General features: G+C 69.7%; 22 protein-coding genes. 13 read left to right on the forward strand and 9 right to left on the reverse strand.

Annotated features, from left to right (window positions below):
* Positions 1-61: 61 nt before the first annotated feature.
* The 5 genes from ACQCSX_RS15400 to ACQCSX_RS15420 are packed head-to-tail and all read right to left on the reverse strand — an operon-like array spanning position 62 to position 5,921.
* Positions 62-337, reverse strand: coding sequence for an HPr family phosphocarrier protein (locus ACQCSX_RS15400; protein ID WP_427016148.1), 276 nt, complete (start codon positions 335-337; stop codon positions 62-64).
* A gap of 41 nt (positions 338-378) precedes the next feature.
* On the reverse strand, positions 379-2,079 hold the full coding sequence (gene ptsP / locus ACQCSX_RS15405) for a phosphoenolpyruvate--protein phosphotransferase (RefSeq protein WP_427016149.1): 1,701 nt from the start codon (positions 2,077-2,079) through the stop codon (positions 379-381).
* 56 nt (positions 2,080-2,135) lie between these two features.
* Positions 2,136-4,172 (reverse strand): PTS fructose transporter subunit IIABC, encoded by a 2,037-nt coding sequence (locus ACQCSX_RS15410; protein WP_427016150.1) that lies wholly within the window; start codon positions 4,170-4,172, stop codon positions 2,136-2,138.
* A 1-nt stretch (position 4,173) separates the two neighbouring features.
* Positions 4,174-5,136 (reverse strand): 1-phosphofructokinase family hexose kinase, encoded by a 963-nt coding sequence (locus ACQCSX_RS15415; protein ID WP_427016151.1) that lies wholly within the window; start codon positions 5,134-5,136, stop codon positions 4,174-4,176.
* Positions 5,133-5,921, reverse strand: coding sequence for a DeoR/GlpR family DNA-binding transcription regulator (locus tag ACQCSX_RS15420; protein WP_427016152.1), 789 nt, complete (start codon positions 5,919-5,921; stop codon positions 5,133-5,135). Before ACQCSX_RS15420 ends, ACQCSX_RS15415 begins: the two co-directional genes overlap by 4 nt.
* Positions 5,922-6,072: 151 nt before the next feature.
* On the opposite strand from ACQCSX_RS15420, the gene ACQCSX_RS15425 reads away from it, so the two are divergent.
* Together ACQCSX_RS15425 and ACQCSX_RS15430 are read left to right on the forward strand one after the other, a co-directional pair.
* On the forward strand, positions 6,073-6,717 hold the full coding sequence (locus ACQCSX_RS15425; protein WP_427016153.1) for an alpha/beta hydrolase: 645 nt from the start codon (positions 6,073-6,075) through the stop codon (positions 6,715-6,717).
* Positions 6,718-6,784: 67 nt separating this feature from the next.
* On the forward strand, positions 6,785-7,645 hold the full coding sequence (locus tag ACQCSX_RS15430; RefSeq protein ID WP_427016154.1) for a hypothetical protein: 861 nt from the start codon (positions 6,785-6,787) through the stop codon (positions 7,643-7,645).
* 43 nt (positions 7,646-7,688) lie between these two features.
* Here ACQCSX_RS15430 and ACQCSX_RS15435 read toward each other — a convergent pair whose 3' ends face one another.
* Positions 7,689-9,302 (reverse strand): glycosyltransferase family 39 protein, encoded by a 1,614-nt coding sequence (locus tag ACQCSX_RS15435; protein ID WP_427016155.1) that lies wholly within the window; start codon positions 9,300-9,302, stop codon positions 7,689-7,691.
* 106 nt (positions 9,303-9,408) lie between these two features.
* On the reverse strand, positions 9,409-10,614 hold the full coding sequence (locus tag ACQCSX_RS15440) for a DUF445 domain-containing protein (RefSeq protein WP_427019068.1): 1,206 nt from the start codon (positions 10,612-10,614) through the stop codon (positions 9,409-9,411).
* Between the two features lie 215 nt (positions 10,615-10,829).
* Here ACQCSX_RS15440 and ACQCSX_RS15445 point away from each other — a divergent pair, with 215 nt between their 5' ends.
* The 5 genes from ACQCSX_RS15445 (at position 10,830) to ACQCSX_RS15465 (ending at position 16,289) form a co-directional block, all read left to right on the forward strand.
* Complete coding sequence (locus ACQCSX_RS15445; protein ID WP_427016156.1) at positions 10,830-11,699, forward strand: glycerophosphodiester phosphodiesterase family protein; 870 nt, start codon at positions 10,830-10,832, stop codon at positions 11,697-11,699.
* A gap of 33 nt (positions 11,700-11,732) precedes the next feature.
* Positions 11,733-13,586 (forward strand): glycoside hydrolase family 15 protein, encoded by a 1,854-nt coding sequence (locus ACQCSX_RS15450; RefSeq protein WP_427016157.1) that lies wholly within the window; start codon positions 11,733-11,735, stop codon positions 13,584-13,586.
* The gene (locus ACQCSX_RS15455) at positions 13,583-14,371 is read left to right on the forward strand and encodes an AzlC family ABC transporter permease (RefSeq protein WP_427016158.1); all 789 of its coding nucleotides are present in this window, start codon (positions 13,583-13,585) and stop codon (positions 14,369-14,371) included. The genes ACQCSX_RS15450 and ACQCSX_RS15455 overlap by 4 nt, the downstream gene beginning before the upstream one ends.
* Positions 14,368-14,679: an AzlD domain-containing protein gene (locus ACQCSX_RS15460; RefSeq protein ID WP_427016159.1), complete on the forward strand. Its 312-nt coding sequence runs from the start codon at positions 14,368-14,370 to the stop codon at positions 14,677-14,679. Before ACQCSX_RS15455 ends, ACQCSX_RS15460 begins: the two co-directional genes overlap by 4 nt.
* A gap of 185 nt (positions 14,680-14,864) precedes the next feature.
* The gene (locus ACQCSX_RS15465) at positions 14,865-16,289 is read left to right on the forward strand and encodes a M14 family metallopeptidase (protein WP_427016160.1); all 1,425 of its coding nucleotides are present in this window, start codon (positions 14,865-14,867) and stop codon (positions 16,287-16,289) included.
* A gap of 21 nt (positions 16,290-16,310) precedes the next feature.
* Here ACQCSX_RS15465 and ACQCSX_RS15470 read toward each other — a convergent pair whose 3' ends face one another.
* Entirely contained in the window at positions 16,311-16,640 is a 330-nt protein-coding gene (locus ACQCSX_RS15470; protein WP_427016161.1) for a thiamine-binding protein, read from the reverse strand.
* A 135-nt stretch (positions 16,641-16,775) separates the two neighbouring features.
* Between ACQCSX_RS15470 and ACQCSX_RS15475 the strand changes: the two genes are divergently transcribed.
* The 4 genes from ACQCSX_RS15475 (at position 16,776) to ACQCSX_RS15490 (ending at position 21,042) form a co-directional block, all read left to right on the forward strand.
* Positions 16,776-17,450, forward strand: coding sequence for a DUF5684 domain-containing protein (locus ACQCSX_RS15475; RefSeq protein WP_427016162.1), 675 nt, complete (start codon positions 16,776-16,778; stop codon positions 17,448-17,450).
* A gap of 28 nt (positions 17,451-17,478) precedes the next feature.
* A complete protein-coding gene (locus tag ACQCSX_RS15480; RefSeq protein WP_427016163.1) occupies positions 17,479-18,426 on the forward strand; it encodes a quinone oxidoreductase family protein in 948 nt (315 codons plus the stop codon).
* 935 nt (positions 18,427-19,361) lie between these two features.
* Positions 19,362-20,042, forward strand: a complete 681-nt coding sequence (locus ACQCSX_RS15485; protein WP_427016164.1) for an O-methyltransferase — start codon at positions 19,362-19,364, stop codon at positions 20,040-20,042.
* A 136-nt stretch (positions 20,043-20,178) separates the two neighbouring features.
* Positions 20,179-21,042, forward strand: a complete 864-nt coding sequence (locus ACQCSX_RS15490; RefSeq protein ID WP_427016165.1) for a spermidine synthase — start codon at positions 20,179-20,181, stop codon at positions 21,040-21,042.
* On the opposite strand, the gene ACQCSX_RS15495 is transcribed toward ACQCSX_RS15490, so the two are convergent.
* Positions 21,016-22,488, reverse strand: a complete 1,473-nt coding sequence (locus ACQCSX_RS15495; RefSeq protein WP_427016166.1) for an amino acid permease — start codon at positions 22,486-22,488, stop codon at positions 21,016-21,018. The two genes, ACQCSX_RS15490 and ACQCSX_RS15495, sit on opposite strands and share 27 nt — an antisense overlap.
* A gap of 236 nt (positions 22,489-22,724) precedes the next feature.
* Between ACQCSX_RS15495 and ACQCSX_RS15500 the strand changes: the two genes are divergently transcribed.
* Positions 22,725-23,525: an IclR family transcriptional regulator gene (locus tag ACQCSX_RS15500; RefSeq protein ID WP_427016167.1), complete on the forward strand. Its 801-nt coding sequence runs from the start codon at positions 22,725-22,727 to the stop codon at positions 23,523-23,525.
* A 136-nt stretch (positions 23,526-23,661) separates the two neighbouring features.
* Positions 23,662-25,230, forward strand: a complete 1,569-nt coding sequence (gene hutH, locus ACQCSX_RS15505) for a histidine ammonia-lyase (protein WP_427016168.1) — start codon at positions 23,662-23,664, stop codon at positions 25,228-25,230.
* Positions 25,231-25,734: the final 504 nt, after the last annotated feature.

The following is a 25,734-nucleotide window of genomic DNA, read 5'->3' on the forward strand; positions in this document are numbered from 1 at the left end:
AGATCCGGCCGAATCCGGCCGGATCTTTTTGCGTTTTAAAGTGTGATTTAGGACATAAAGTTTATGCGTCGTGGTTGGTCTCCAGGATGCGTGCCAGGGTCTCCAGCGCCGCTTCGGCGCCGTCGCCGGCGGCCCGCAGGACCACCACGTCGCCGTGCGCCGCACCGAGACCCATCAGGGCCAGGATGCTGGCGGCGTCGAGTGCGTCCTCGGCGGGCTCGCCGGCCCGGGCAATGGTGACCTCCAGGGGCAGGTCGCCGGCGGCCTCGGCGAAGATGGCGGCGGGACGGGCGTGCAGGCCCACGGTGCTGGCGATGGTGGCGGTGCGTTCAATCATGGTGGCTCCAAAAGTGGTGGTGGGGTTGGGCAGGGTGGTGGCTAGAGGCCCAGCTCGGACAGCAGGGGCAGCTGCGCGCGGACGGCCGTGCGGGCCGCTCCGGCGCTGGCGGCGCCCACGGCCAGCGCCGCGAGCTCGCGGGCCTGCACGGCCGTGACGGTGCGCAGGACGGCGGCAACGGCGGGGATGGCGCGGGCGGTCATGGACAGGCTGCTCACGCCCAGTCCCGCCAGCACGACGGCGAGGGCCGGGTCAGCGGCCGCCTCGCCGCACACGCCCACGGGCTTGGCGGCGGTTCCGGCGGCCGCGGCCTGGGCGGCCGCGCCGTCGACAGTGGCCTTGACCAGGGCCAGCACGGCAGGCTGCCAGGGATCGTTCAGCGCGGCCAGGGGGCCCAGCTGCCGGTCCGCGGCCATCGCGTACTGGGTGAGGTCGTTGGTGCCGATGCTGGCGAACTCCACGGCGTCCAGCACGTGCCGGGCCGTCAGCGCGGCGGAGGGGACCTCCACCATGACGCCGGGAACCTTCAGGCCCGCGTCGGCGCACATGGCCGCAAAATCGGCGGCCTCCGCGGCAGTGGAGATCATCGGGGCCATCACCCAGACCTCCGCCTGCGACTGGCCGGCGGCAACGGCAATGGCGGCCAGCTGGCGGGCCAGCACCCCGGGGGTGGTCAAATCCGTCCGGTAGCCGCGCACACCCAGGGCTGGGTTGGGCTCGGTGGCATCGGTGAGGAACGGCAGCGGCTTGTCGGCACCGGCGTCGAGCGTGCGGACCACCACCTTGGCGCCCGGGAAGGCATCGAAGACGCCCTTGTAGGCAGCCACCTGCTCCTCGTGGCCGGGCTCGGCGTCGTGGCCGAGGAAGCAGAACTCGGTGCGCAGCAGGCCCACACCCTGGGCGTTGGCCGCGGCCGCGGCCCGGGCGTCCTTGGCTCCGCCGACATTGGCGCGCAGCGGCACCTCGGTGCCGTCCGCGAGGCGGCCGGTCCCGTCAAAGCCGGCCAGGGTGGAAGCCTGCCGGGCCCAGGCCGCGGCGGCCGCGGCCTGCTCCTCGCCGGGAGTGGAGAGGATCGCGCCGGCGGCGCCGTCCACGTAGACCACTGTGCCGTCCACCAGTTCCGTCACGCCGGCGGCGGCGACGACGGCGGGCAGGCCCAGCGAGCGGGCGATGATCGCGGTGTGCGACTGCGGCCCGCCGCCGGCGGTGACCAGGGCGAGCACTAGGGCGGGGTCCAGGGTGGCCGTGTCGGCCGGGGCCAGGTCCTCCGCGACCAGGATGAAGGGCTCGGCGGAATCGGGGATGCCCGGGGCGGGCACGCCGCGCAGCTCGGCCACGATGCGGGCCCGGACGTCCAGGACGTCGTGGGAGCGCTCGGCCATGTAGCCGCCGAGGTTGAGCAGCATGGTGGCCACGCCGTCGGCGGCCTCCCAAATGGCGGCCTGGGCGGAGGACCCGGCATCGATGAGCTTCACCGCTGCCTTGACCAGCATCGGGTCCGCGGCCATCAGGGCCGTGGCCTCCAGCACGGCCTTGCCGTCACCGGTGGCGCGGCCGGCGCGTTCGCGCAGCTCTGCCTGGACGGACTTCGCGGCCGCCTTGAGGTTTTCGGCGGCCTGGGCCGGGGTCGTGGCCGGGTCGAGGCGTTCGCCGGCGGGCGGGGCGGGCACGGCGGGCGGCATGATCTTCACCGGTCCCATCACCCGTCCCGGGGTGACTCCAACTCCTGAATACGTTGTCATTGCAAGTCCTTTGATAACTGCGGGGCGCTCCATGGTGGTCACGGTCATCGGCGCGTTCAGGATACCGCTGCCAATGCCGCCGCGGAGGTTTCGGCCGCAACGGGCTTGCGGACCGCCCAGCGCTTGAGCGCAATCACGGCCAGGGCGGTGACCACCATGCCGACCAGGATCGAGCCGATGAACCAACCGATGTTGCCGATCGCGAAGAAGACGAAGATGCCGCCGTGCGGGGCCTGCGAGGTGACGCCGGCGCCCATGCAGATGGCTCCCGTGACGGCGCCGCCCAGCATGGAGGCCGGGATGACGCGCAGCGGATCGGCAGCGGCGAACGGGATGGCGCCCTCGGAGATGAAGGACGCGCCCAGAAGCCAGGCCGCCTTGCCGTTCTCGCGCTCGGCCAGGGAGAAACGCTTCTTGTCCAGCACCGTGGCCAGGGCCATGGCCAGCGGCGGCACCATGCCGGCCGCCATGACGGTGGCCATGATCTGCCACGGTGCGTGGTTGACGGCGGAACCGGTGCCCAGCCCGGCCACGGCGAAGGCGTAGGCCACCTTGTTGACGGGGCCGCCGAGGTCGAAGCACATCATCAGGCCGAGGATGATGCCCAGCACGACGGCGGAAGCGCCGGACATGCCGGTCAGCCAGGTGTTCAGGGCCATGGTCAGCCAGGCAATGGGGCCGCCGAGAACGAGGAACATCAGGCCGGAGGCAACGATGGAGGCCAGCAGTGGAATGATCACCACGGGCATCAGGCCGCGCAGCCAGCGCGGGGCCGGCAAGGTGCCGATCCAGTGTGCGACGACGCCGGCCAGCAGGCCGCCGACCAGACCGCCGAGGAAGCCGGCGCCCATGAACCCTGCCACCGCACCTGCGGTGAACCCGGGGGCAATGCCGGGCCGGTCGGCGATGCCGAAGGCGATGTAGCCCGCCAGCGCCGGGACCAGGAAGCCGATCGAGAGGGCACCGATCTTGAAGGCGACGGCGCCGAGGTAGATGTGCAGGCCGCCCTCGGGCAGGTTGCCCAGACTGTTCTGGACCACCACGGTGTCGGCAATCTTGGTGATGTCGTAGCCGCCGAGCAGGAAGCCCAGGGCGATCAGCAGACCGCCACCGGCCACGAACGGGATCATGTAGCTGACGCCGGTCAGCAGGACCTTCTTTAGCTTGGTGCCCAGGTGCTCGCTGGCGGCCTCGGCGCGGCTCTCGGCCGATTCCTCGGCGCCGAAGTGCGGCACCTTGCGGGCGTGCGGATCGCTGGCGGCGGCCACCGCCTCGCGGATCATCTCGGCGGGCTCGTCAATGCCGCGCTTGACCGGGGCGTTGATGACGGGCTTGCCGGCAAAACGCTCCTTGCCGCGGACGTCGACGTCGACGGCGAAGATCACGGCGTCGGCGGCGGCAATCACGGCCGGGTCCAGCGGGGTGACGGCGCCGGAGCCCTGGGTCTCGACCTGCAGGTCGATCCCGGCCTCCTTCGCCGCTGCCACCAGGGAATCGGCCGCCATGTAGGTGTGCGCAATGCCCGTGGGGCAGGCCGTCACGGCCACCAGCCGGACCGGTGCCTTGGCCGGGGCTCCGCCGGTGGGGGCGGCCGCGTCAGCAACCGGGACCGGCGCAGCGGGTGAGGCTGCCGCGGCGGGCTTGTCGGCGAGGGCGCCTTCGACGAGGGCTACGATCTCGGCGGGCGTTGCCGCGGCGCGCAGGGCTGCGGTGAAGTCCTTTTTGATCAGCGACCGGGCCAGCCTGGACAGCAGCTTGAGGTGCTCCTGGTCCGCGCCGGCCGGGGCGGCGATGAAGAAGATGATGTCCGCCGGGCCGTCCTTGGCGCCAAAGTCCACGGCCGGGGCCAGCCGGGCCATCGCCAGTGTCGGGACCGTGACGGCCTCGGAGCGGCAGTGCGGAATGGCAATGCCGCCGGGAACGCCGGTGGAGGTCTTCTGCTCCCGGGCCAGGGCATCGGCGTACAGGCCCTCCACCTCGGAGGCGCGGCCGGTGGCCGCCACCATTTCGGCAAGGGCACGGATGACGGTGCTCGGCTCGGTGCCCAGATTGGCGTCGAGGGTGATGAGATCGCCGGTGATCAGGGAAGTCATGTCAGTTCTCCTTGGCGGAGGCAAGGGCCGCAACGGTGACGGCTGAGGGGTTGGTTTGGGAAAGTGCCGGGACGATGGATCCGGGCAGGGAAGCGGCAGCCGCCCCATGGGCTACCGCTTGCTGCAGGCACTCCGGGCCGGTTGCCCCGGCCAGGGTGCTCAGCAGATAGCCGGCGAGGGCGGAATCGCCGGCACCGACTGTGCTTTTCGCAATGATTTTGGGTCCGTGGGCAAACCAGCTGCCCTCGGGAGTGACCAGGACCGCGCCCTTGGAGCCCAGCGTGGCCAGCACGGCGCCCACGCCGGCATCCACCAACGACTGGGCCGCGGTGGCGGCCAGTGCGTGGTCCGCCTCGAGCTCGGCCTCGGAACCGATCCCCGTCAGTTCCGCCAGCTCCTCGGCATTGGGCTTGAGCAGGTCCGGCCGCGCGGCCAGCGCGGCGGCCAGCGGCGCCCCGGAGGAATCGATGGCCACGCGCGGGGCGTGGGAGCCGAAGCGCTTGCGCAATGCCTCGGTGATCCGGGCGTAGTAGTCGGCGGGGACCCCCGGCGGCAGGGAACCGGCCAGCACCAGCCAGCTGGCGCCGTCGGACTTCTCCAGGGTCAGCTCCAGCAGTGCCTGCTGCTGCTCCGGGCCCAGTTCCGGGCCGGGCTCGTTGACCTTGGTGGTGGTGCCGTCGGGTTCGGTGATGGCCACGTTGGAGCGCAGCGGGGCGCCGATGGGCATCGCGATGTGGGGCACCTGGTGGGCGGTGAGGGCCAGCACGACCGGGTCCTCGGCGTCGCCGGGCAGCAGCGCCAGGGCCGCGATGCCGGAGGCGGCGAGGGCGCGGACGATGTTCACACCCTTCCCGCCCGGCTCGGCGGTGGCGGCGGAGGCGCGCTGGACCTCGCCGCGGCCCAGCGGCCCCGGCAGTTCGATGGTGCGGTCCAGGCTGGGGTTGGGGGTCAGCGTGGTGATCATGCGATCACCACATCTACGCCGGCGGCGGCCAGTGCTGTTGCGAGTTCCATGTCCGGCTCCTCGGTGGTGATGAGTGTGTCGATCTGTTCGAGGGTGGCGAAGCGGACCAGCGTCTCGGCGCCCAGCTTGGACGAGTCAACGAGGGCCACCACGCGGCGTGCGGCGCGCACCATGGCGGTCTTGACCGCTGCCTCCACCGGATCGGGGGTGCTCAGGCCAAACTCGGCGTGGACGCCGTTGGCGCCCATGAACGCGATGTCCGGGCGCAGCGCGCCCAGCCGGTCGGTGGCCGTGGCGCCGACGACGGCGCTGGTCAGCCCGCGCACCCGCCCGCCGAGGATCTCCAGGCTGAGGTCGGGGTTGGCGGAGAGTGTGGCGGCCATCGGCAGGGAGTTGGTGATGGCCAGCAGTTCGTCGCCCGGAGCGGCGGGCTGCCAGCGGGCCAGCAGCTCGGCCAGGGCGGCGGTGGTGGTGCCCGAGTCCAAGAGCACCGAGCTGGTCCGGGTGGAGGGGATCAGGGCCAGGGCCGCGGCCGCGATGCGCCGCTTCTCGCTCTGGCGCTGGCTCTGCCGTTCGGCCAGACTGGGCTCGGACATGCTCAGTTTGTCCAGTGCGACGGCCCCGCCGTGGACCCGGCGCAGGACCCTGCCCGACTCCAGCGTGGCCAGATCCCGGCGGACCGTCTCGGCGGTGATGGCGAAAAGGTCGGCCAGCTCGGTGACGCTGACACGGTTTCGGTCGGCCACGAGTTCGGCGATTTTCCGGTGCCGTTCTTCGGCGAACATGGTGCCTCCGCGCCCTGGTGACTGGTGTCACATTGATGTTGGATTCCATGACTTTATCTGCGTTTATCCGTGAATGTCAACAGAAAGCCACATAAACACAGAAATGCGGGGGTGGTGGCGCCCCGGGCCGGCGCCGGGACAGACTGGGGCCATGGAAACAGTGCTCTGGTCCAAGCCCGCGGCCGAACGCCGTGGGACGCCGCTGCTGCTGATGCTGCACGGCTACGGCAGCAACGAGGAGAAGATGGCGGAGTGCTTTGGCGCGCTGCCGTCGGGGCTGACGTGCGCGGCCCTGCGGGCGTCGAACGAGATGTCGGGGGACTACGGCTGGTTCCTGCTGGACTACTTCCTGGCCAACGATTTTGCCGAGGTGGTGGGTGCCGCGGGCGCGGTCCTGGCCTGGCTGGACGCGGCACAGGCCGCCCACGGCTTCAGCAGCGTCTCCCTGCTGGGCTACTCGCAGGGCATGGCGATGGCCACCACCCTGGAACGGCTGCGCCCCGGCCTGGCCACCGCCGTCGTCGGTCTCTCCGGCTTTGTGCTGAAGAACCCGCTGCTGGCCGCGATGGAGCCGTTGGCATCGCGGGTGCCCTTCTATTGGGCGCGGGACACCGTGGATCTGGTCATCAATCCGGCGGCCACGGCGTTCACCGCGGGCTGGCTGGCGGCCAACACCGAGCTGACCGAGGCCACCTATGAGGGGATGGGGCACAACATCCGCGCCGACGAGCTGGTGGACGTGGCCTCGTTCCTGACCGTGAACGTCCCCGGCGCATTCAGGCCGTCAATCTCCTAGGGGACTGCCCGGCCGGACATCCAACCTATGCTCTACCCTTGGTAGCACAGGCTACGAACGGGGCACCATGGCACAGATTTCCAGCGGCCGGGGCAAGGGAAAACCCAACCCCGCCTTGCGTCTCGCAACGGAGGCCGCCTTCGACGAGCAGGGGCACCCGAAACCTGCCATCCAGCGTGCCCTGCTCCAGGCCGTGGAGGTCCAGCGCCCGCTGGTGCTGGCCAATCTGCGCCGGCTGCGGCGCAAGCACCCGCACGCCACACCCTATGAACTCAGCCTGAAGCTGGAGCGCGATTTCCTCACCGCCGTGGGCGGGGGAGGGGCCGCCATCGGCGCCACCGCCATCATCCCCGGACTGGGCACCGTGGCCTCGCTGTCCATCTCGGCCGCCGCCACGGTGGTCTTCCTGGAGGCGACGGCGCTGTACGCCCAATCCGTCGCGGAGCTGCACGGCGTGCGGCTGCAGGATCCCGAGCGTTCGCGCCTGGCGGTCATGGCCATCATGCTCGGCGAGGAGGGGACGGCCATGCTTTCCGGGCTCACCGGCCACGCCCTGGGCACCGGCCGCACGCCGATGCAGGCGTGGGGGACGGTGCTGGGCAAGAGCGTGCCCCTGACAGCGGTGCGCAGCATCAGCTCCCGCATGCAGAAGGCGTTCCTGAAGAAGGTGGCATTGCAGAGCGGCAGCGCGATGATCGGCCGGGCGATACCGTTTGGCATCGGCGCCGTGGTGGGCGGGGCCGGCAACTACCTGCTGGGCCGCGCCGTCGTCGCCTCCACCAAGGCGGCGTTCGGTCCGGCGCCCATGTGGCTGCCGCAGGACCTGGCCTACGAGCTGGACGCCCCGCGCCCCAGGCGCCAACTGCCGGCCCTGCCGAAGGCGATCGAGGCCCGGCTGCCCGGGAAGAAACCCGGCCGGAAGAGCTAGGGCGGGCGTTGGGGATTGATGCCCCGGCCTGCTAACGGGGAGGCTACCGGGAAAATTCGATGATCGAGTCGAGGGGACCGGTCCAGGCAATCTTCGCGTGGTACCCGGCCGCCAGGAACTGGGCGTCCTCCGCTGTGGCGTCGTCTTGCGGGTAGTCGAGCCGGCGGACAACCCAGATCCTGGAGATCGTGCCGAGCGCGTTCACCGAATCGGCCAGCAGCCGCGACGTGCCATCAAGGGTTCCATTCCGCGCTCCCGGTGTGGCCAGCGTGAGATCGCGCAATCCGGCGAAGGCCTCGGGGTAGGCCACCCCAACCCGGCGGAGCGTCAGTCCCACGCCGCTGCCGGCCGGTGGATACCGGGGGCTGAAATAGACGCCGTCGCCCTGGCCCTTGTGGTCCTGGACGTAGGCCGCGGCCACCGACCAGTCGAAACCTCGCTTGGCGTAGACCTGCCGTTGCGAAACGTAGACGGGGGCGGCGAGGGCCAGGATCCCGAGCACCGCCGCGGTCCGGAGCCAATGCCGGCGCAGGAACCACACGCCCGCGCCAATCGCGATGGCGACGGCCGGGGCGCTGAAGGAGAGGTAGCGCGGGTTGTACATCGGGTGCACATAGAGCGAATACAAGCCGATGGCTGCGGTGGGCAGCACGATCTGCGGGAGCAGCCACGCCAGGTAGGTGCGGCGCACGCCCGGGGCCCGGGAGCCGAGGATTTTCACCAAGGCGAAGGACATGATGAGCCAACACGCGCCGGCAAGTGCCACGGCGGCCAGTTTCCACAGCCAACCGGGGGCAAACTGCCCCGGCGCATCCGTGGGCGTGTCCCCCAGGAACCATTGGTTGACGGCAACGTTGCGCAGCCAGCGCAGCCAGCCCAATTCCTGGTCGCTGATCTGGCGGCTCTGCGCCATGGACAGGTAGATGACGGGGGAGGCCAGCAGCACGCCTGTCCCCGCGGACGCCAGCCACGCAAAGCGGGTCCGCCAGCCCACGGCGCGCAGGGCCAGAACCGTCAGGGCATGGGAGGTGAGCACCAGCACCAGGTAGAGGTTGATGCCAATGGACACCGCGGACAACAGCGAGTAGGCACCCCAGCACCATGGCTTGCGGCGCCGAAGGGCCACCATGAGCAGCACGGACAGCCACACGGCCGCGGCGGCACTGAACGCAAAGGAGCGGGCCTCGATTCCGGCCCAGGCGACGCGGGGCAGGATGGCAAAGACCAGTGCGCTGACCACCCCGAGCCCGGGTCCGCCCAGGTGGCGGGCCAGCCAGAAGACCCCGGCGGCACCAATTCCAACCGCCAGTGCGCTGGGCATGCGCAGCGCGAGGGCCGATTGGCCAAAGATGCCGATCCAGAAGTGCATCAACAGGTAATGCAGGCCATGCACGGCGTCCACGTGCTGGAGCATGGTCCACAGCTCCGGCAGGCTGCGCCGCGCACCGGAGATGGTGGCGGCCTCGTCCGTCCAGAGCGAGGGGATCCACGACCCCAGGGCGGAAACCAGCCACGCCAGCCCACCGCAGACCGTTGCCAGCACGCCGTCGCCGGGCCGGCTGCGCCCCGCTGCCGCCGGTGGACTGGATCTGGCGCCGCCCACCGCCCGGTCCTGTGCTGGAAACCCTAAAGCCGAGGTGTCCGTTGGGTGGCCCATGATCCTCCTCGAAAGCTCTGAGAGTGGCAGTGCGGAACGGCAGGGTGGGGCTCGTTAGGCGATCGTAGCACCGCCTCCGGCGCCGTCAACGGGGCCGGAGCGGGCCTTAGCCGAAGACCAGCGTGGCGATGGTGAAAATGGCCAGGCCGGCGAGCGCGCCCACCACCGTGCCGTTGATCCGGATGTACTGCAGGTCCTTGCCCACCTGCAGCTCAATCTTCTCCGACGTCTCCACCGCATCCCAGCGCTCCACGGTCTCGGTGATGATCGAGGCGATCTGGTGCCGGTACGTGCGCACCAGGTAGGAGGCGGCGTCGGCAATCCAGGTGTTGGCCTTGGCCGCGAGCTCCGAATCCTCGGCCAACCGGGTGCCGAAATCGCGCACGGCACCGGTGAACTTGCGCCGCAGCTCGGAGTCGGGATCGTCGACGGCGGACAGCAGGGCCGCCTTGATGGTGGCCCAGGTGCGCCCGGCCAAGTCGCGGACCTGGGGATCGTCCAGGACCTGGGTCTTGATGGATTCGGCCCGGGCAATCATCACCGGATCGTGCTGTAGGTCCTGGGCCAGGTCCTTGAGGTAGCCGTCAATCTGCGCCCGGACCTGGTGGTGTGGGTCGTGCTGGACGGCATGGATGAATTTGGACAGTTCGATGTGGATTTTCTCGCCCACCAGCCCGTCCAGGAATGAGGGCACCCAGGACGGGGAGCGGTCCGAGACCAGCCGGCCGATGACCTCGCGGTGGGTGTCCACCCAATCCGCGGACCGGTCCACCAGCAGGTCCACCAGCTGGTGGTGGTGCCCCTCCTCAAAGACGCGCTCCGCCATCCGGCCGATCGGCGGGCCCCAGGGCGGGGCGAGCAGATGCTTGCGCACCATGGACTCCACGACGTCCCGGACGTCGTCGTCGTTCAACACGGCCATGGCGCCGCGGATCAGCGCCGAGCCCTCGGTGGCCACGCGCTCGGCGCTCGCCGGCTGGGCCAGCCAGGCACCCACCTTCTGGGCGAGTTGGGCGGCGGCCAGCTTTTGCGCCACCACCGCCTCGGAGAGGAAGTTGGTCTCCACAAACTCGCCCAGGCTGGCGCCGATGGCGTCCTTGCGGTTGGGGATGATGGCCGTGTGCGGGATCTTCAGGCCCATCGGGTACTTGAAGAGCGCTGTCACGGCGAACCAGTCGGCCAGCGCGCCCACCATGCCGCCCTCGGCCGCGGCCCGGACGTATTCCAGCCAGGGGTAGCTGCGCTGCAGGGCAAAGGACACGGTGAAGATGATGGCCATCAGCACCAGCAGGGACAGTGCGATGGTCTTCATCCGGCGCAGTGCCGCGGCCTTCACGGCATCCGAGGATCCGGCCGCGGCGGCGGGAACCGGTGGCGCGGTGCGCGGCGCACCCGCGGGGCCGGCGCCGTCGTCGGACATTCTCGGGCGGGGGTCCTGATCGGTGAGCGACATACTGCAAGCGTAGGTTAACCTTCCGGTTGCCTGCTGCTGGTCCGCAGACCACCTCGGCGGCGTAGGTTGGTGCCATGACGTGGAAAATCTATGCCCACCGCGGCTCCAGCGACCAGTTTGCCGAGCACACCCGGGCCGCCTACCTGCAGGCCCTGGCCGACGGTGCCGACGGCGTGGAGTGCGACCTCCACCTCAGCGCGGACGAGGAAGTGGTGCTCCTGCACGACGAAACCCTGGACCGGACCTCCGACGGCACCGGCCCGGTGGACGAGGCCACCCTGGCGCAGCTGCGGGCCCTGGACTTCGCCGCCTGGAAGGGTGCCGCCGTCCCGGCCGCCTATGGCGGAACGGCGGACCAGCTGCTGACCCTCTCCGAGCTGTTGGCGATCCTGCGCGGCGCCGGCCGGCCGGTGGGGCTGGCCATCGAGCTCAAACACTCGGGCCCGTTCGGCCCGCGGCTGGAGGAACGCACGCTGGAGGTGCTGCTGGAGGCGGGGTGGCTGCCGCAGAGCTCCCGGCTGGGCAACATCGCCATCTCCTTCATGAGCTTCCACCCGGAGGCCGTGAAATACCTGGCCCAGACCGTTCCGGCGCGGCACCTGTGCCAGCTGGTGGCCGACGTCGATGTGGCCCAGGTCCGCGCGGACCTGGACCTGGGCGCCCTCTCCGGGGAGGCCGTGGCCGCCCTGATGCGCCGGGCGCTCGCCGAGGGGGAGCGGCTGATCGAGGACGGCGTGGCCTCGCTGGCCGGACCCGGGATCGACTACGTGCGTGCCCACCCGGAGCGGATCCGGCGCTGGCTCGACGCCGGGGCCACGTTCCGCGTCTGGACCGTGGACCGGGAGGAGGACGTGGAGCACTGCGCGGCCCTGGGCATCCAGGAGCTGACCACCAACCGCCCCGCCGCGCTGCGCGCACTGCGCGACGCCGTCCCCACCGCGTAGGCGCGGGACAGCGGCTGCCTAAACCCCGGGTGCGTGTGGTTCGATGGAGCAATGGCTTCACGCATCGAGGACTACGCCCTGCTCTCCGACTTGCACACCGGCCCGCTGCTTTCGCGGGACGGCAGCGTGGACTGGCTGTGCTTCCCGCGCTTTGACTCGCCCTCCGTCTTTGGCGCCCTGCTGGGCTCCGAGGACAACGGCCGCTGGCTGCTGGCCCCGGAGGATCCCGCCGCCACGGTGGTGCGCCGGTCCTACGTGGATCGGACGTTCGTCCTGCAGACCGAGTGGGCGGCGCCCGGCGGCCGGGTGCTGGTCACCGAGTTCATGCCGGTGGGGGACCGCCGCGCCTCCCTGGTCCGGCGCATCGAGGGCCTCGAGGGCAGCGTCTCGGTCCACCAGGAGCTGACCATCCGCTTCGGCTACGGCACGGTGCTGCCGTGGGTCAGCCGGATGCCCGACAGCCATGGCACCGAGGTGCTGCTGGCCGTGGCCGGCCCCGACGCCCTGGTGCTGCGCGGGGACCAGCTGCCCCACGCCCTCGACCACAAGCACGTGGGGACATTCACTGTCTCCGCCGGCGAGAGGGTGGACCTCGAACTGGCCTGGTACCCCTCGCACCGGCCCGTCCCGGCCGGCATCGACATCGACGCCTCCCTGGAGGAGACCATCCGCTACTGGTCCGATTGGGCCTGTGGCTACAACCAGGACGGCAAGTACGCCGACGCCGTGGAGCGCTCGCTGCTGGTGCTGCGCGCCCTCACCCATGAGGACACCGGCGGCATCGTGGCCGCCCCCACCACCTCGCTGCCGGAGGAGTTTGGCGGTGCCCGGAACTGGGACTACAGGTACGTCTGGCTGCGCGACGCCGCCCTTACCCTGGAGGCCATGCTCACCCACGGCTTCGCGAACGAGGCGCTGAGCTGGCGCAACTGGCTGCTGCGCGCCGTCGCCGGCGACCCGGAAGACCTGCAGATCATGTACGGGCTGGGCGGCGAGCGGAACCTCGTGGAGGCGGAGCTGGCGCACCTGCCCGGGTACGAGGGATCCGGGCCCGTGCGCATCGGCAACGGCGCCGTCGGGCAGTACCAGGCGGACGTGGTGGGCGAGGTCCTGGTGGCGCTGGAAAAGCTGCGGCTGGCAGGGGGCGCGGAGGACCACTTCTCCTGGCCGCTGCAGCGCGCGCTGGTGGGGTTCACCGAAAAGCACCTGGCGGCCAAGGACCACGGCATCTGGGAGATGCGCGGGGACTTGATGCATTTCACGCACTCGCGCGTGATGATGTGGGCGGCCTTCGACTGTGCAGTGCGCGCCGTCCGCGACCACGGGCTCCATGGTCCGGTGGAGCGCTGGGAGGAGCTGCGCGCCGGGCTGCGCGCGGAGATCCTGGAACACGGCTTCAACAAGGAGCTGAACACCTTCACCCAGACCTACGGCGGAGCCCAGACCGATGCGTCGCTGCTGGTGATCCCGCAGGTGGGCTTCCTGGCCTACGACGACGAGAAGATGCTCGGCACTGTGGCCCGGATGGAGCAGGAGCTGCTGGACGACCACGGCCTGCTGCTGCGCTACCGCAGCGAGAGTGGCGTCGACGGCCTGGAGCCGGGCGAACACCCGTTCCTGGCCTGCTCCTTCTGGTTGGTGGAGCAGTACGCGCACACCGGCCGCCGGGCCGACGCCGTGGCCCTGATGGACACGCTGGTGGGGCTTTCCAACGAACTCGGGTTGCTCAGCGAGGAGTACGCCATGGATCTGGGCCGGATGGCCGGCAACTTCCCGCAGGCGTTCTCCCACCTGGCGCTGGTCCGCGCGGCCGATGCCCTGCACGGGACCGAAAAGCTGTCGCTGGCCTCCGGGGCCATGCCGGTCGTGGGACTGCCGCTGCTGTGACGCCGTCCCCAACACCAACCTTCTTTGCCTCCCCGGCGGTGCGGATCGGCATCTCCATCAGCGTGGCCACGGGACTCTACGGGGTCTCCTTCGGCGCGCTCTCCTCCGCGTCCGGGCTGGATTTCTGGCAGACCATGGCCCTGAGCCTGCTGCTGTTCAGCGGCGGTTCGCAGTTCGCGTTCATCGGCGTGGTGGCCGGCGGCGGCAGCGGGATTGCCGCCATGAGCGCCTCGGCGCTGCTGGGCATCCGCAACGGCGTCTACGGCATGCAGCTCAACGCCCTGCTGCGGCCCTCGGGCTGGCGCCGGCTGGCATCGGCCCATGTCACCATCGACGAATCCACCGCCACGGCGACAGGCCAGACCGTGCAGCTCGAGCAGAAGCGTGGCTTCTGGGTGGCCGGGCTGGGCATCTTTGTGCTCTGGAACCTGTTCACCGCCGTCGGCGCCCTGCTGGGCGATGCGCTGGGCGACCCCAAACAATGGGGGCTCGACGGCGCCGCGGTGGCGGCGTTCCTGGGCCTGCTCTGGCCGCGGATCAAGGCCCTCCAACCGGCGGCCATCGCCGTCGTCTGCGCCGTGGCCACGCTCCTGGTGGTGCCCTTCGTGCCGCCCGGCGTGCCCATCCTGGCGGCGGCCCTGGTAGCCGGAGTCATTGGCTGGTTCCGGCGCGGGCACGAAGGCGAGGGCATGGAGCCGGACCTGGAACCCTACGAGCACGACGCCGAAGCGCACCACGGCGGGCACCGCGCCGCCGCCGGCGGGCACGAGAAGGAGCAGCCATGAACCTGTGGCCCTGGATCCTGCTGGCCTGCGTGCTCGCCTATGCCACCAAACTGCTGGGCTATCTGGTCCCCGCGAAGCTGATGGACAATCCGCGGATTTCCCGGGTGGCCGGAACGCTGACCATTGGCCTGCTGGCCTCGCTCACCGTGGTGAACGCGATGGCCAGCGGCCACGCCGTCGTCCTCGACGCCCGGCTGGGGGCGCTGGCAGCGGCCGCCATTGCCCTGCTGCTGCGGGCGCCGTTCCTGGTGGTGGTGCTGGCCGGTGCCGCGGCCGCGGCGGGCCTGCGGCTGCTCGGCTGGGGATAAGCGGCCCCCGCTGGTCGAGCGAAGCCGAGACCCCGATCCTGCTGGCCGGGCGGAGCCGAGACCCGCGCTGGGGAGGCGGCCCTTTGCTCCAGCTATGGACTCCCGTGGACGGCACAGTCATGCTTGTGCCATTCGGGGGGCGCGCCGCATCGCGTGGAATCCTCGTCGAGCGAGGGGGCTTGGCAATGAGCAAAAACGAGAACGACGACGCAAAGACGGTTGCAATAACAATCCATGCGCCGGACAGGGAAACGCTGCGGGAGCTGGTCAGGACACATTCCTTCGACTTTGGCTGCCGGCCGAAGGCCATCGAGGTCGACGGCGGGTACTCCACGCCGGCTCTGGTGTCGCGGCGGCAACTGGCAGAGCTGGGTAAGGAACGCTTCGACTTCGAGGTTGTCTTCGATGCGATCAGCGATGACCGGACGGGCGAGGCAACTATTGGCCGGGGCGATAGATTCGACGGCGGACGGACGCCACCACAGGGTCTCGGATCCCGGCCCAGGGGAGGCAGCGGGGATCTTGGCCCCATCATGAACGTTGGCGAGATCGGATCCGCGATGGACGCTCTGGCCAACGAATACGGGATCTCCACCTTCGGCCTGCCGAACGCAACCGCGGAAGGTAAGGTCAGCCAAGGGGGCAGCATCGGCGGCATCGATGTGGGGCTGTACCATCTGTACCTGACTGCCGGTGTGCACGCGCGTGAACGGGGTGGACCTGACAGTCTGATCTATTTCATCTCTGACCTGCTGCATGCACGGAAGCATTCCACCGGTTTGGTCTACGGGGCCAAAAGCTACACCCATGCGGATGTCATCCGGGCCTTGAACACGGGAATTGTTTTCTTTCCGCTGGTGAATCCCGACGGGGTGCGCTGGGACCAGCAAACCGACAGCCTGTGGCGCAAGAACCGCAACCCTGCCAGCGCAACGCCCGGGGTCGAGCCAACGGTCGGCGTCGACATCAACCGCAACTATGACTTCCTCTGGGACTACCGCCTCCATTTTGACCCTGCCGTGGCGGCCGCCACCTCGCTGGCTTCCGACAACCCCGTGGATGAGACATTCCATGGCCAGGGCCCGTTCTCCGAAGCAGAGACCCGCAACGTGGCGTGGGTCTTTGACCAGTTTCCGCGGGTGCGGTGGTACATGGACATCCACTCCGCAGCCGGTGAAATCCTCTACAACTGGGGCGATGACAACAACCAGGTGTCAGACCCGGGCCGGACGTTCCGCAATCCGGCCTGGGATGGCAAGCGGGGCGCCGCGGGTGCGGACGCCTACCAGGAATGGATAGAAGAGCAGGACTATGGCCGGGTCCGCGGCGTCGCCGGGCGCGTGGCGGGCGCCATGCACACAGTGGGAGGGCGGCAGTACAAGGGACTGCAGGCCTTTGGGCTCTATGCCACCGCCGGAGCCAGCGACGACTACGCGTACAGCCGTTTCAGTGCCAATCCCGGGACGAACAAAGCCTATGGGTTCACGATGGAGTTCGGCTATCCCACCAACTTCTACCCGACACTCACGGAGTTCCATCAGAACGTCCAGGACATCGGAGCCGGGCTGATGGAGTTCTGCCTGTCGGCGGACGACGCCGGGCTCGCCTGACGGGCCACCCGCCGGTGCGGCTCAGCCGTTGGCGTCGAGGGCGGTTTCGAGGCGCTCGACCTTGCCGGTGAGCTCGCCGGTGAAGCCGGGGCGGATGTCGGCCTTCAGCACCAGGGAGACGCGGCTGCCGTAGCGGCCCACGGCCTCGGTGGCGCGCTTGACCACGTCCATGACCTCGTCCCACTCGCCCTCGATCTCGGTGAACATGGAGCCGGTGTGGTTGGGCAGCCCGGAATCGCGGACCACCTTGACCGCCGCGGCGACGGCGTTGTGCACGCTGGCGGCGTCGCCGGTGCCGGCGGGTGCGTCTGTGGGGGTTCCGGACGGGGCGACGGAAAAGGCAATAATCATGGGGTGCTCCTGGCGGTTCACGGGGCGGCGCCGGGTGGCGGCACCATCTACGTTAGGCCATGGCGCCGTCGTCCACCGGGCCCGTATTGGATGTGCCTCCGTGGAGAGCCCGTCGGCATCGCCTAAGTTGAAGCCATGCTCGCATCCCTCTCCGCCCTGTCCCTGGCCGGCGCCGGCCACGGCCGCTACAGCTCCGCCGGCAACTCGGCGGGCTTCGTGGCCTTTGTCCTCTTCATCGTGATGCTTGAACTGCTGCTGGTCGCTGCCTTCTATGTTGGCGGCGCCATCGCCTGGATGGGCGTCTACACGAAGGCAGGGTACCCGTGGTGGGTCGGCTTGGTGCCGTTCTACAACAGCTGGGTTCTGGTGAAGATCGGTGGCCGCCCGGAGTCCAACTTCTGGCTGCAGATCATCCCCTACGCGGGCATCTACTGGACCATCTTGTCGCTGAACAATGTCTCGAGGTCCTTCGGCAAGGATCCCGCCTACACCGTGGGGCTGCTGTTCCTGCCGTGGGTCTTTGCGTCCATGCTGTCCTTTGGCCAGGCGCGGTACCTGGGCCCGAGCTACGTTGACCCGGCCCGCGCCTACCAGGGCTACCCGCAGGGTTACGCCCAGCCGCACGGCCAACCGCAGGGCTACTACCAGCCGCCCGCGGCTCCGCAGCCGCCGTATGGCCAGCTGCAGCCCGGCGGGTATGGCCAGCCATACCCGCCGTCGGGCGGCATTCCGACGCAGTCGGGCACGCCCGGGGACCGCCCCGAAAGTGGTCCGCGTAACCACCCCGAGGGCGGGCCCGGCACGGAATAGCGGCACCCCGTCCATGGTTGTTGCGGGTATGAGCAGCTACGTGGCAGCCACCGCCTTCGGTGGCCCTGACCCATTGTCGGTTTTGGACGAAACCCTGGGCGCGCCAGGTCCGGGCGAGGCCCTGGTCAAGGTCCATGCCATCGGGACGAATCCCGTCGATTACAAGATGTACAGCGGCGCCTACGGACGCGACGATGCACGGCTGCCGATGCGGATCGGCTCCGAGGCCGCGGGCACCGTCACCGCCGTCGGACCGGAGGCTGTTGGGCCGAACGGACCCATCTCCGTGGGCGACGAGGTGATTGCGTTCCGCGCACCGGGGGCCTACGCCGCGGAACTGCTGGTGCCTGCGCATGCGCTGGTGCCCAAACCCGCCACACTGGGCTGGAACCAGGCCGCCGGGCTGATGCTCACCGGCGTCACGGCCACCCATGCCCTCGCGGCCGCCGCCGTCGGGCCGGGGGACACGGTGCTCATCCACGGCGGCGCTGGCGGCGTGGGCATCATGGCCGTCCAGTTGGCGGCCGGACGCGGCGCCACGGTGGTCGCCACGGCCAGCCCGGGACACCACGCACTGCTGGCGGAGCTGGGCGCCGTTCCGGTGGCCTACGGGCCCGGGCTGGCGGACCGCGTGCGGGCCGCCGCACCCGGTGGCGTGGATGCCGCACTGGACCTGGTGGGCACCGACGAGGCCTTGGACGTGTCGCTGGAACTGGTGGCGGACCGGGACCGGATTGCCACGATTGCCGGGTTCAGCCGCGGATTTGGGGCCGGCATCAAGGTGCTTGGCGGTGCACCCGGCGCGGACAACGGCGCCGCCCTCCGCCAAGCGGCCCGGCTGGAGCTGGTCCGGCTGGCCGAGAAGGGCACGCTCACCGTCCACGTGCAGCAGACCTTCCCGCTGGCCCAGGCGGCCGCGGCGCACCGGCTGCTGATGGACGGCCACACGACCGGAAAGATCATCCTCGTTCCGTAGCGGCCGGCTTTCGCCCGGACGGCTCTGGCGTGTCCGGCCAAGTCGGGCCTGCCGCGCAGAGCCCTTGTCTTGTCTCAGCTAAGTTGAAACACGAAAAGCCCCGATTCGAGCAAGACCGAATGTTGCGCGCTTGCCGCCTTGACCGTCCCGTTTGGGGAACCCTCAACGGGCAGACGCGGACGGGTCGGAGTTCACATTCGGGTTACGAGTGGTTGGGCCTCGAAACGAGCACTGGTAACGACCGCAGCGAAATACCGGAAAAGAAACCACGTCGGGCACTGCCGGAAACGCAGCCTTCGCGTATGCAGCTCATTTCGTGGGAGCTCCGGCCCTACAGGCCCGACACGGAGTAGCTTCGCTCGATGCCAGCCGTCGCGCGGCCCCACTCGCTGGCCTTAACTCGCGCTTGGTGGAGCTCAAAGGAGCGAGCGTCCTGGAAACATTCGGAGACATCCCATACCCATGGATCGCCAGTTTGATTCACCTCGAAAGAAATGCACCCTGGTTCAGCACGCGTCAATTCAATATGCCGAGGTAGAGACTCCGTAACGACCGCAATCTCATCGTCACCTTGGCATATCAGCTGCCCAGTCAAAATGATGTTGTTCACAAGACGGATCCTGTCATGGACAAGTACGAAGCCGAAATAATCACGGGGTTCCGTAAGACGGTCCACAAGCGGCACAAGCGACACCCTAAATTCTCCGGATCGCGATCGCCGCGTATCCGCAGACGTCCGATTCCCGTATGACCCGCCCGCAAAAAGCCCGCCCCGCGACCCTATACGAGACAAGATATGAAGGTGCTCGGGCTTTAGCGAATCACGTTCCGATGGTTCATGTGTAGTGGGATTGGTCCACTTTGGATGAGGCAGGACAGCCCTCCGCATCCTCGATTCGCTCCGCTGGGGGCCCTCGTGCGCTACGCTGGGGCGCATGAGCGATCACCCCGCGGAACCGGGCTGGATTGGTGTGGAGCGGTTCTTGGCCCAGACGCTGGCCAAGCCCGACGCGGCCCTGCAGGCCGCCGTCTCCACGGCCGCCGCAGCAGGCATGCCGGCCATCGAGGTGGCCCCGACAGCCGGCAAACTCCTGATGCTCCTGGCCAGGATCTCCGGTGCACGGCGCATCCTGGAGATCGGCACGCTGGCCGGTTTCAGCACCATCTGGCTGGCCCGCGGCATGGCCGACGGCGGCACCCTGGTGACGTGCGAATACTCGCCCGAGCACGCTGCCGTCGCCCGCAAAAACATTGACGGCGCGCGGCTGGGCTCCGATGTCGACATCCGCGTGGGGCCGGCGATGGACACGCTGCCGCTGCTGGCCGGTGGCGCACCGTTCGACCTGGTGTTCATCGACGCCGACAAGGTGAACAACACCCATTACCTTGAATGGGCCATCAAACTGGGCCGCCCGGGCACGCTGATCGTGCTGGACAACGTGGTGTGGGATGGCCGCATCATCCATGAGAAGTCGCTGGCCGATCCCGCCGACGACGCCGCCGCCATCCGCGCCTCGTTGGAGTTCATCGGCAGCCATCCGCGGTTGGAGGCCACGGCCATCCAGACCGTGGGCGCCAAGGGCTGGGACGGCTTCGCCCTGGCGCTGGTCACCTAGGCCGGGTTTCGGCTGCGCTCAACCGCCGCGGGCGTCGCTCAACCACCGGGGGCAGCGCTCTGGCGTAGCCTGAAAGCATGACACCGTTCCGCCGCCCAGGTTCCGCCGTGCCCGCTTCCCCAGGGACGTGCGCCTGATGGGCCGGCAGCGGGCGTCCAAGGACGCCGTCGTCGAGGAGGCCGGAGTGCCGGCCAACGGACCGGTGGCCGGAACCTACACGATCGATACCGGCACGGCCGAGCTCGTCCGCGACGGCGACAACCCCACGGGCTGGCTGCTCAAGCTCAACGGGGTGCAGAGCTCGCACGTTGACCTGGCCGATCCGCTCCGGCTGGATTTTGAATACATGCGCTGGATCCTGGCCCTGGTGGAGAGCCAGTGGCCCGCCAGTGCCAAGGTGCGTTCACTCCACCTCGGCGGCGCCGCCTGCTCCATGGCCCGCTACATGGTGGCCCGCTACCCGGCGTCGCGCAATGTGGTGGTGGAGATCGACGGCAAGCTGGCGGACTATGTGCGCGGCTGGTTCGACCTGCCCCGGGCGCCGCTGCTGAAGATCCGGGTGGGGGAGGCCCGCGCCGTCACCGAAACGCTGACGGAGGACAGCCGGGATCTGGTCATCCGCGACGTCTTCGCCGGACCGCTGACGCCGCTGGCCCTCACGACGGCGGAGTTCACCGCCCAGGTGCGCCGCGTGCTGGCCCCGGGCGGGGTCTACGCGGTCAACTGCGGGGACGCGCCGGCGCTGGCCACCGCGCGCCGGGAGGCCGCCACCATTGCCGCGGCCTTCCCGCACACCGCCATCATTGCCGATCCGCCGATGCTCAAGGGCCGCCGCTACGGCAACATCATCATTGCCGGCTCCGATGCCCCGCTGGGGCAGGACCCCGCGCTGCCGCGCACCCTGCTGGGCGGGGCGATGCCCGCCCAGCTCTGGGACGACGCGAAGGTGCGCCAATTCGCGGCGAACTCGCCGCTACTGCTGGACGCCGACGCCGGCTGAGACGGGGGCGCCAACCGCGCCGCCGCCGCCGGTCTTTGCCAGGGCGGCCGGGACGCTCTCATCGGCCAGCACGGCACGGCGCAGGCCGTCCCCGCGCACCCAGAGCTTGAAGGCCACCAGCAGCAGCACCAGCCAGGCGCCGCCCACCCACAGGGCCACGCTGGTGTCAGGATCCATGCCCAGGACCACAATCACCAGTGCCATGAACGCGATGGTGAGGATGGAGGCCGCGGGCCAGAGCGGGATGGGGAACGCCGACGGCGCCAGTCCCTTCCGGGCGATCTCGCGCTTCATGGCCACGTGGGCGGCCAGGATCATCACCCAGACCCAGATGGTGGCGAAGGTGGCGATCGAGGCGATGATGAGGAAGATGTTCTCCGGGATGACCGCGTTGAGCACCACGCCCACCAGCAGGATGCCTGTCATCATCACCACCGTCATCCAGGGCACCCCGGTCCGGGAAATCCGCCCGAAGACGGCCGGGGCGTGGCCCTGCTGGGCGAGGCCGAAGAGGATGCGCCCGGCGCCGAAGATGTCGCTGTTGACGGCGGACAGGGCCGCGGTGATGACGACGGCGTTGAGGATGTGGGCGGCGGCGGGGATGCCGAGCGTGCTGAAGATCTGCACGAACGGGCTGGTCTCCCCGGTGATCTGGGTCCACGGGGACAGGCTCATGAGCACGCCCAGGGTCAGCACGTAGAACAGCAGCACGCGGACCGGAACCGTGTTGACGGCCTTCGGGATCACCGTGCCGGGGTTGGCGGCCTCGCCCGCTGTGACGCCGATGGTTTCGATGCCGCCAAAGGCAAACATGACGACGGCGAAGGCCGCCAGCAGCCCGCCAAAACCATGGGGCAGGAAGCCGCCGTGGTCCACCAGATTGCCCAGCCCGGAGGTGGCCTCGGCGCCGCCGATGGAGAAGCCGAACACCAGCACGGCCACGCCGCCGCCGATCATGGCGATGATGGCGCTGACCTTGATCAGCGAGAACCAGAACTCCAGCTCGCCGAATACCCTGACGCTGAGCAGGTTCAGCGCCGCCAGGAAGAAGATGATGGCCAGCACCCAGATCCAGCGGGGCACCTCGGGGAACCAGAAGCCCATGTAGATGCTGAAGGCCGTGACGTCGGCGATGGCCACGATGGCCATTTCAAAAACGTAGGTCCAGCCGGTGACGAAGCCCGCCATCGGGCCGAGGTAGCGGCTGGCGTATTGGCCGAAGGATCCCGAGACGGGGTGGCGGACGGCCATTTCGCCTAGCGCCCGCATCACCACGAACACGGCAGCGCCGCCGATGATGTAGGCCAGCAGGACGGCGGGGCCGGCCATCTGGATGGCGGAGGCGGAGCCGTAGAAGAGCCCTGTCCCAATGGCCGAGCCGAGGGCCATGAAGCGGATGTGGCGGACGTTGAGCCCACGGTTGAGTGCCTTGGCAGCGGTCTGCATTGCGTTCCTTACCCATGTGTAGTGCTGGTAGGAACAAGCCCACCATGCCGGCGCTGCCGGTGATGGGCGTCACAGGGCAGGGCTGTCTTAGATTCCGGATTCTCCCTCCAGAATATCGTGTCTGTAATTCCAGACAGGAGTATGCTGAAACCGCTACCCCGGCCGCCCTGGATAGGCAAGGGTTGGAGACTAAATCCATGTCGTGACGGCCGCGGCCGGTTATGGGAGGCAACGAAGTGACCAGCACCGCCAAGGGGGCGTCCAAGGTCCCCGCCGCCGAAAACACGCTGCGGATCCTCAAGCTGCTGGCCTCCAAGCGCGGCCCGCTGGCGGCCTCCACCATCGCCACCGCGCTGGAGCTGCCGCGCTCGAGCGTCTACCACCTGCTGGCCGTGATGGAGGAGAACGGCTTTGTGCTGCACCTGGCCGAGGAGCAGCGCTATGGCCTGGGCCTGTCCGCCTTTGAGCTCAGCAGCGCCTATTCGCGCCAGGAGCCGCTCTCCCGGCTGGGCCGGCCGCTGCTGGCAGCACTGGTGGACGGCATCGGCGAAAGCGCCCATCTGGCTGTGCTGCACGGCCGCGACGTCCTCTACATCGTCGAGGAGCGTGCCAAGAACCGCCCCTCGCTGGTGACCGACGTCGGCGTCCGGCTGCCCAGCCACCTGACCGCCAGCGGCCGCGCCATCCTGGCCGCGCTGCCCAAATCACAGGTGCGCGCGCTCTACCCCAATGCCGCGGCCTTCACCTCGCTGGCCGAGACGCCGGCGCCCATCCTGAAGTACTCCACGCTCTCCTCCCATCTGGACCAGGTGCGCCAGCGCGGCTACGCCACCGAGAACGGCGAGATCACCCCCGGCTTTGGCTCGGTGGCCGCCCCGGTGCGGGACCACCTGGGCTGGCCGACGGCGGCCGTGGCCGTGACCTTCCTGGCCGAGAAGACGCCGGCCGAGCAGTGGCCGGTGCTGGCGCAGCGTGTGCAGAAGGCCGCCACCGACCTCTCGGTGCGGCTCTACGGGCGTGTTGACCGGGCCGTCTGACACTGTCTGAAATACCGGACAGCATGGCCCGCCAGGGGCTGTGGGGAAGGCCCCGGACGGGCTTTAGTGGTTACAGGGGGCTTCCGCCCCACAAAGTTTCTCCACAACAGTTCCATCTCCACGGACAGGATCCGCCATGCGCACCGTCACCCTCTCCTCCTCGGGCACCACGGCCGAGGACGTCATCGCTGTCGCCCGCCACGGCGCCCAGGTCGTCCTGAGCGAGGAGGCGCTGGCCACCGTGGCCAAGGTGCGCGCCCACATCGACGAGCTGGCCGTCTCCGACACCCCGGCCTACGGCATCTCCACCGGCTTCGGCGCCCTGGCCAACCGGCACATCCCCACCGACCTGCGCACCCAGCTGCAGAAGTCGCTGATCCGCAGCCACGCCGCCGGCATGGGCCCGGCCGTGGAGCCCGAAGTGGTCCGCGCCCTGATGTTCCTGCGCGCCAAGACCCTCGCCAGCGGCCGCACCGGCGTGCGCCCCGTCGTCGTGCAGACCATGGTGGACGTCCTCAACGCCGGCATCACCCCGGTGGTGCGCGAGTTTGGCTCGCTGGGCTGCTCGGGCGATCTGGCCCCGCTCTCGCACTGCGCGCTGGTGCTGATCGGCGAGGGCGAGGCCACCGGCCCCGACGGCACGCTTTTTGGTGGCGCCGGCCGGCCCGTGTCCGAGCTGCTGGCCTCCGCCGGCATCGAGCCCATCACCCTCGCCGAGAAGGAGGGGCTGGCGCTGGTCAACGGCACCGACGGCATGCTGGGCATGCTGCTGATGGCCATTGCCGACCTGCGCGAGCTCTTCACGACGGCGGACATCACCGCCGCGCTGAGCGTTGAGGGACTGCTCGGCACGGACCAGGTGTTCCTGCCCGAGCTGCATGCCACCCTGCGCCCGCACCCGGGCCAGGCCGCCAGCGCCGACAACATGCTGCGCGTGCTCGCCAACTCGCCCATCGTGGCCTCGCACCGCGAGGGCGATTCCCGCGTCCAGGACGCCTACTCGCTGCGCTGCGCCCCGCAGGTGGCCGGCGCCGCCCGCGACACCCTGGACCACGCCTACCTCGTGGCCACCCGCGAGCTCGCGGCCTCCATCGACAACCCGGTGGTGCTGCCCGACGGCCGGGTCAGCTCCAACGGCAACTTCCACGGCGCCCCGGTGGCCTACGTGCTGGACTTCCTGGCCATCGTGGCCGCCGACGTCGCCTCCATCGCCGAGCGCCGCACCGACCGCATGTTGGACCCGGCCCGCAGCCACGGCCTGCCCGCCTTCCTGGCCGGGGACCCCGGCGTCGACTCCGGCCTGATGATTGCCCAGTACACCCAGGCCGGGCTGGTCTCGGACTCCAAGCGGCTGGCCGTACCGGCATCGGTGGATTCCATCCCGAGCTCCGCCATGCAGGAGGACCACGTCTCCATGGGCTGGCACGCGGCCCGCAAGCTGCGCCGCTCCGTGGAGAACCTGCGCCGGGTGCTGGCCATCGAGCTGGTCACGGCATCCCGTGCCATCGACATTCGTTGCGCCCTCTCCGACGGCGTCCTGGCCCCCGGGCCGGCCGGCGCCGCCGTCATCGCGGTGCTGCGCGCCTCGGTGCAGGGTCCGGGCACCGACCGCTTCCTCTCTCCTGAGCTGGAAGAAGCCGACCGCCTGGTGGCCTCCGGCGCCATCCGCGCCGCCGCCGAATCCGCCGTTGGAGTCCTCAGCTAGGCGCACCCGCTGGTTGAGCGCAGCCGAAACCTGGCACGACGGGCGTGTCCCCTGGCACCGACGTCGAATCCCGTTCAGGATGCAGTAGTGGTCTTGTCTCAGGCGGGAAGCGGCGTCATGGATGCAGTTGCGCGTCCCCGGCCGGCGATGTCGTCCCGCGGGAGGTCTCGGTCCCCAGTCGCTCCCACAGCTCGCAAGCTCGCTGCGGGCCCCTCGCGGCCGTGGGCCCCCGCTCGACCAGCGAGCTCCGCTCAACCACCGGGACCGCTGGTCGAGCCTGGGCCCACGCCCGCAGGGTGCCCTGGCCGAGCGCAGCGAGGTTAGGGAGCGGGTGGGGAGCGAGACCCGGGTGCGCGGTCGCCAGGATCTCCGCGCGGCCGCAAGCGGCCTCGGTCGATCACCGGATCCGGCGGTGGTCGAGCGGAGCCGAGACCCGGGCGCGGCGGGTTTCGGCGGGCTCAACCGCCGGACCGATTCTCAATCTGCGGGAATCGCATTCTCACT

Origin of the sequence: Pseudarthrobacter sp. P1 (assembly GCF_050156935.1) — a bacterium.
Lineage (GTDB): Bacteria > Actinomycetota > Actinomycetes > Actinomycetales > Micrococcaceae > Specibacter.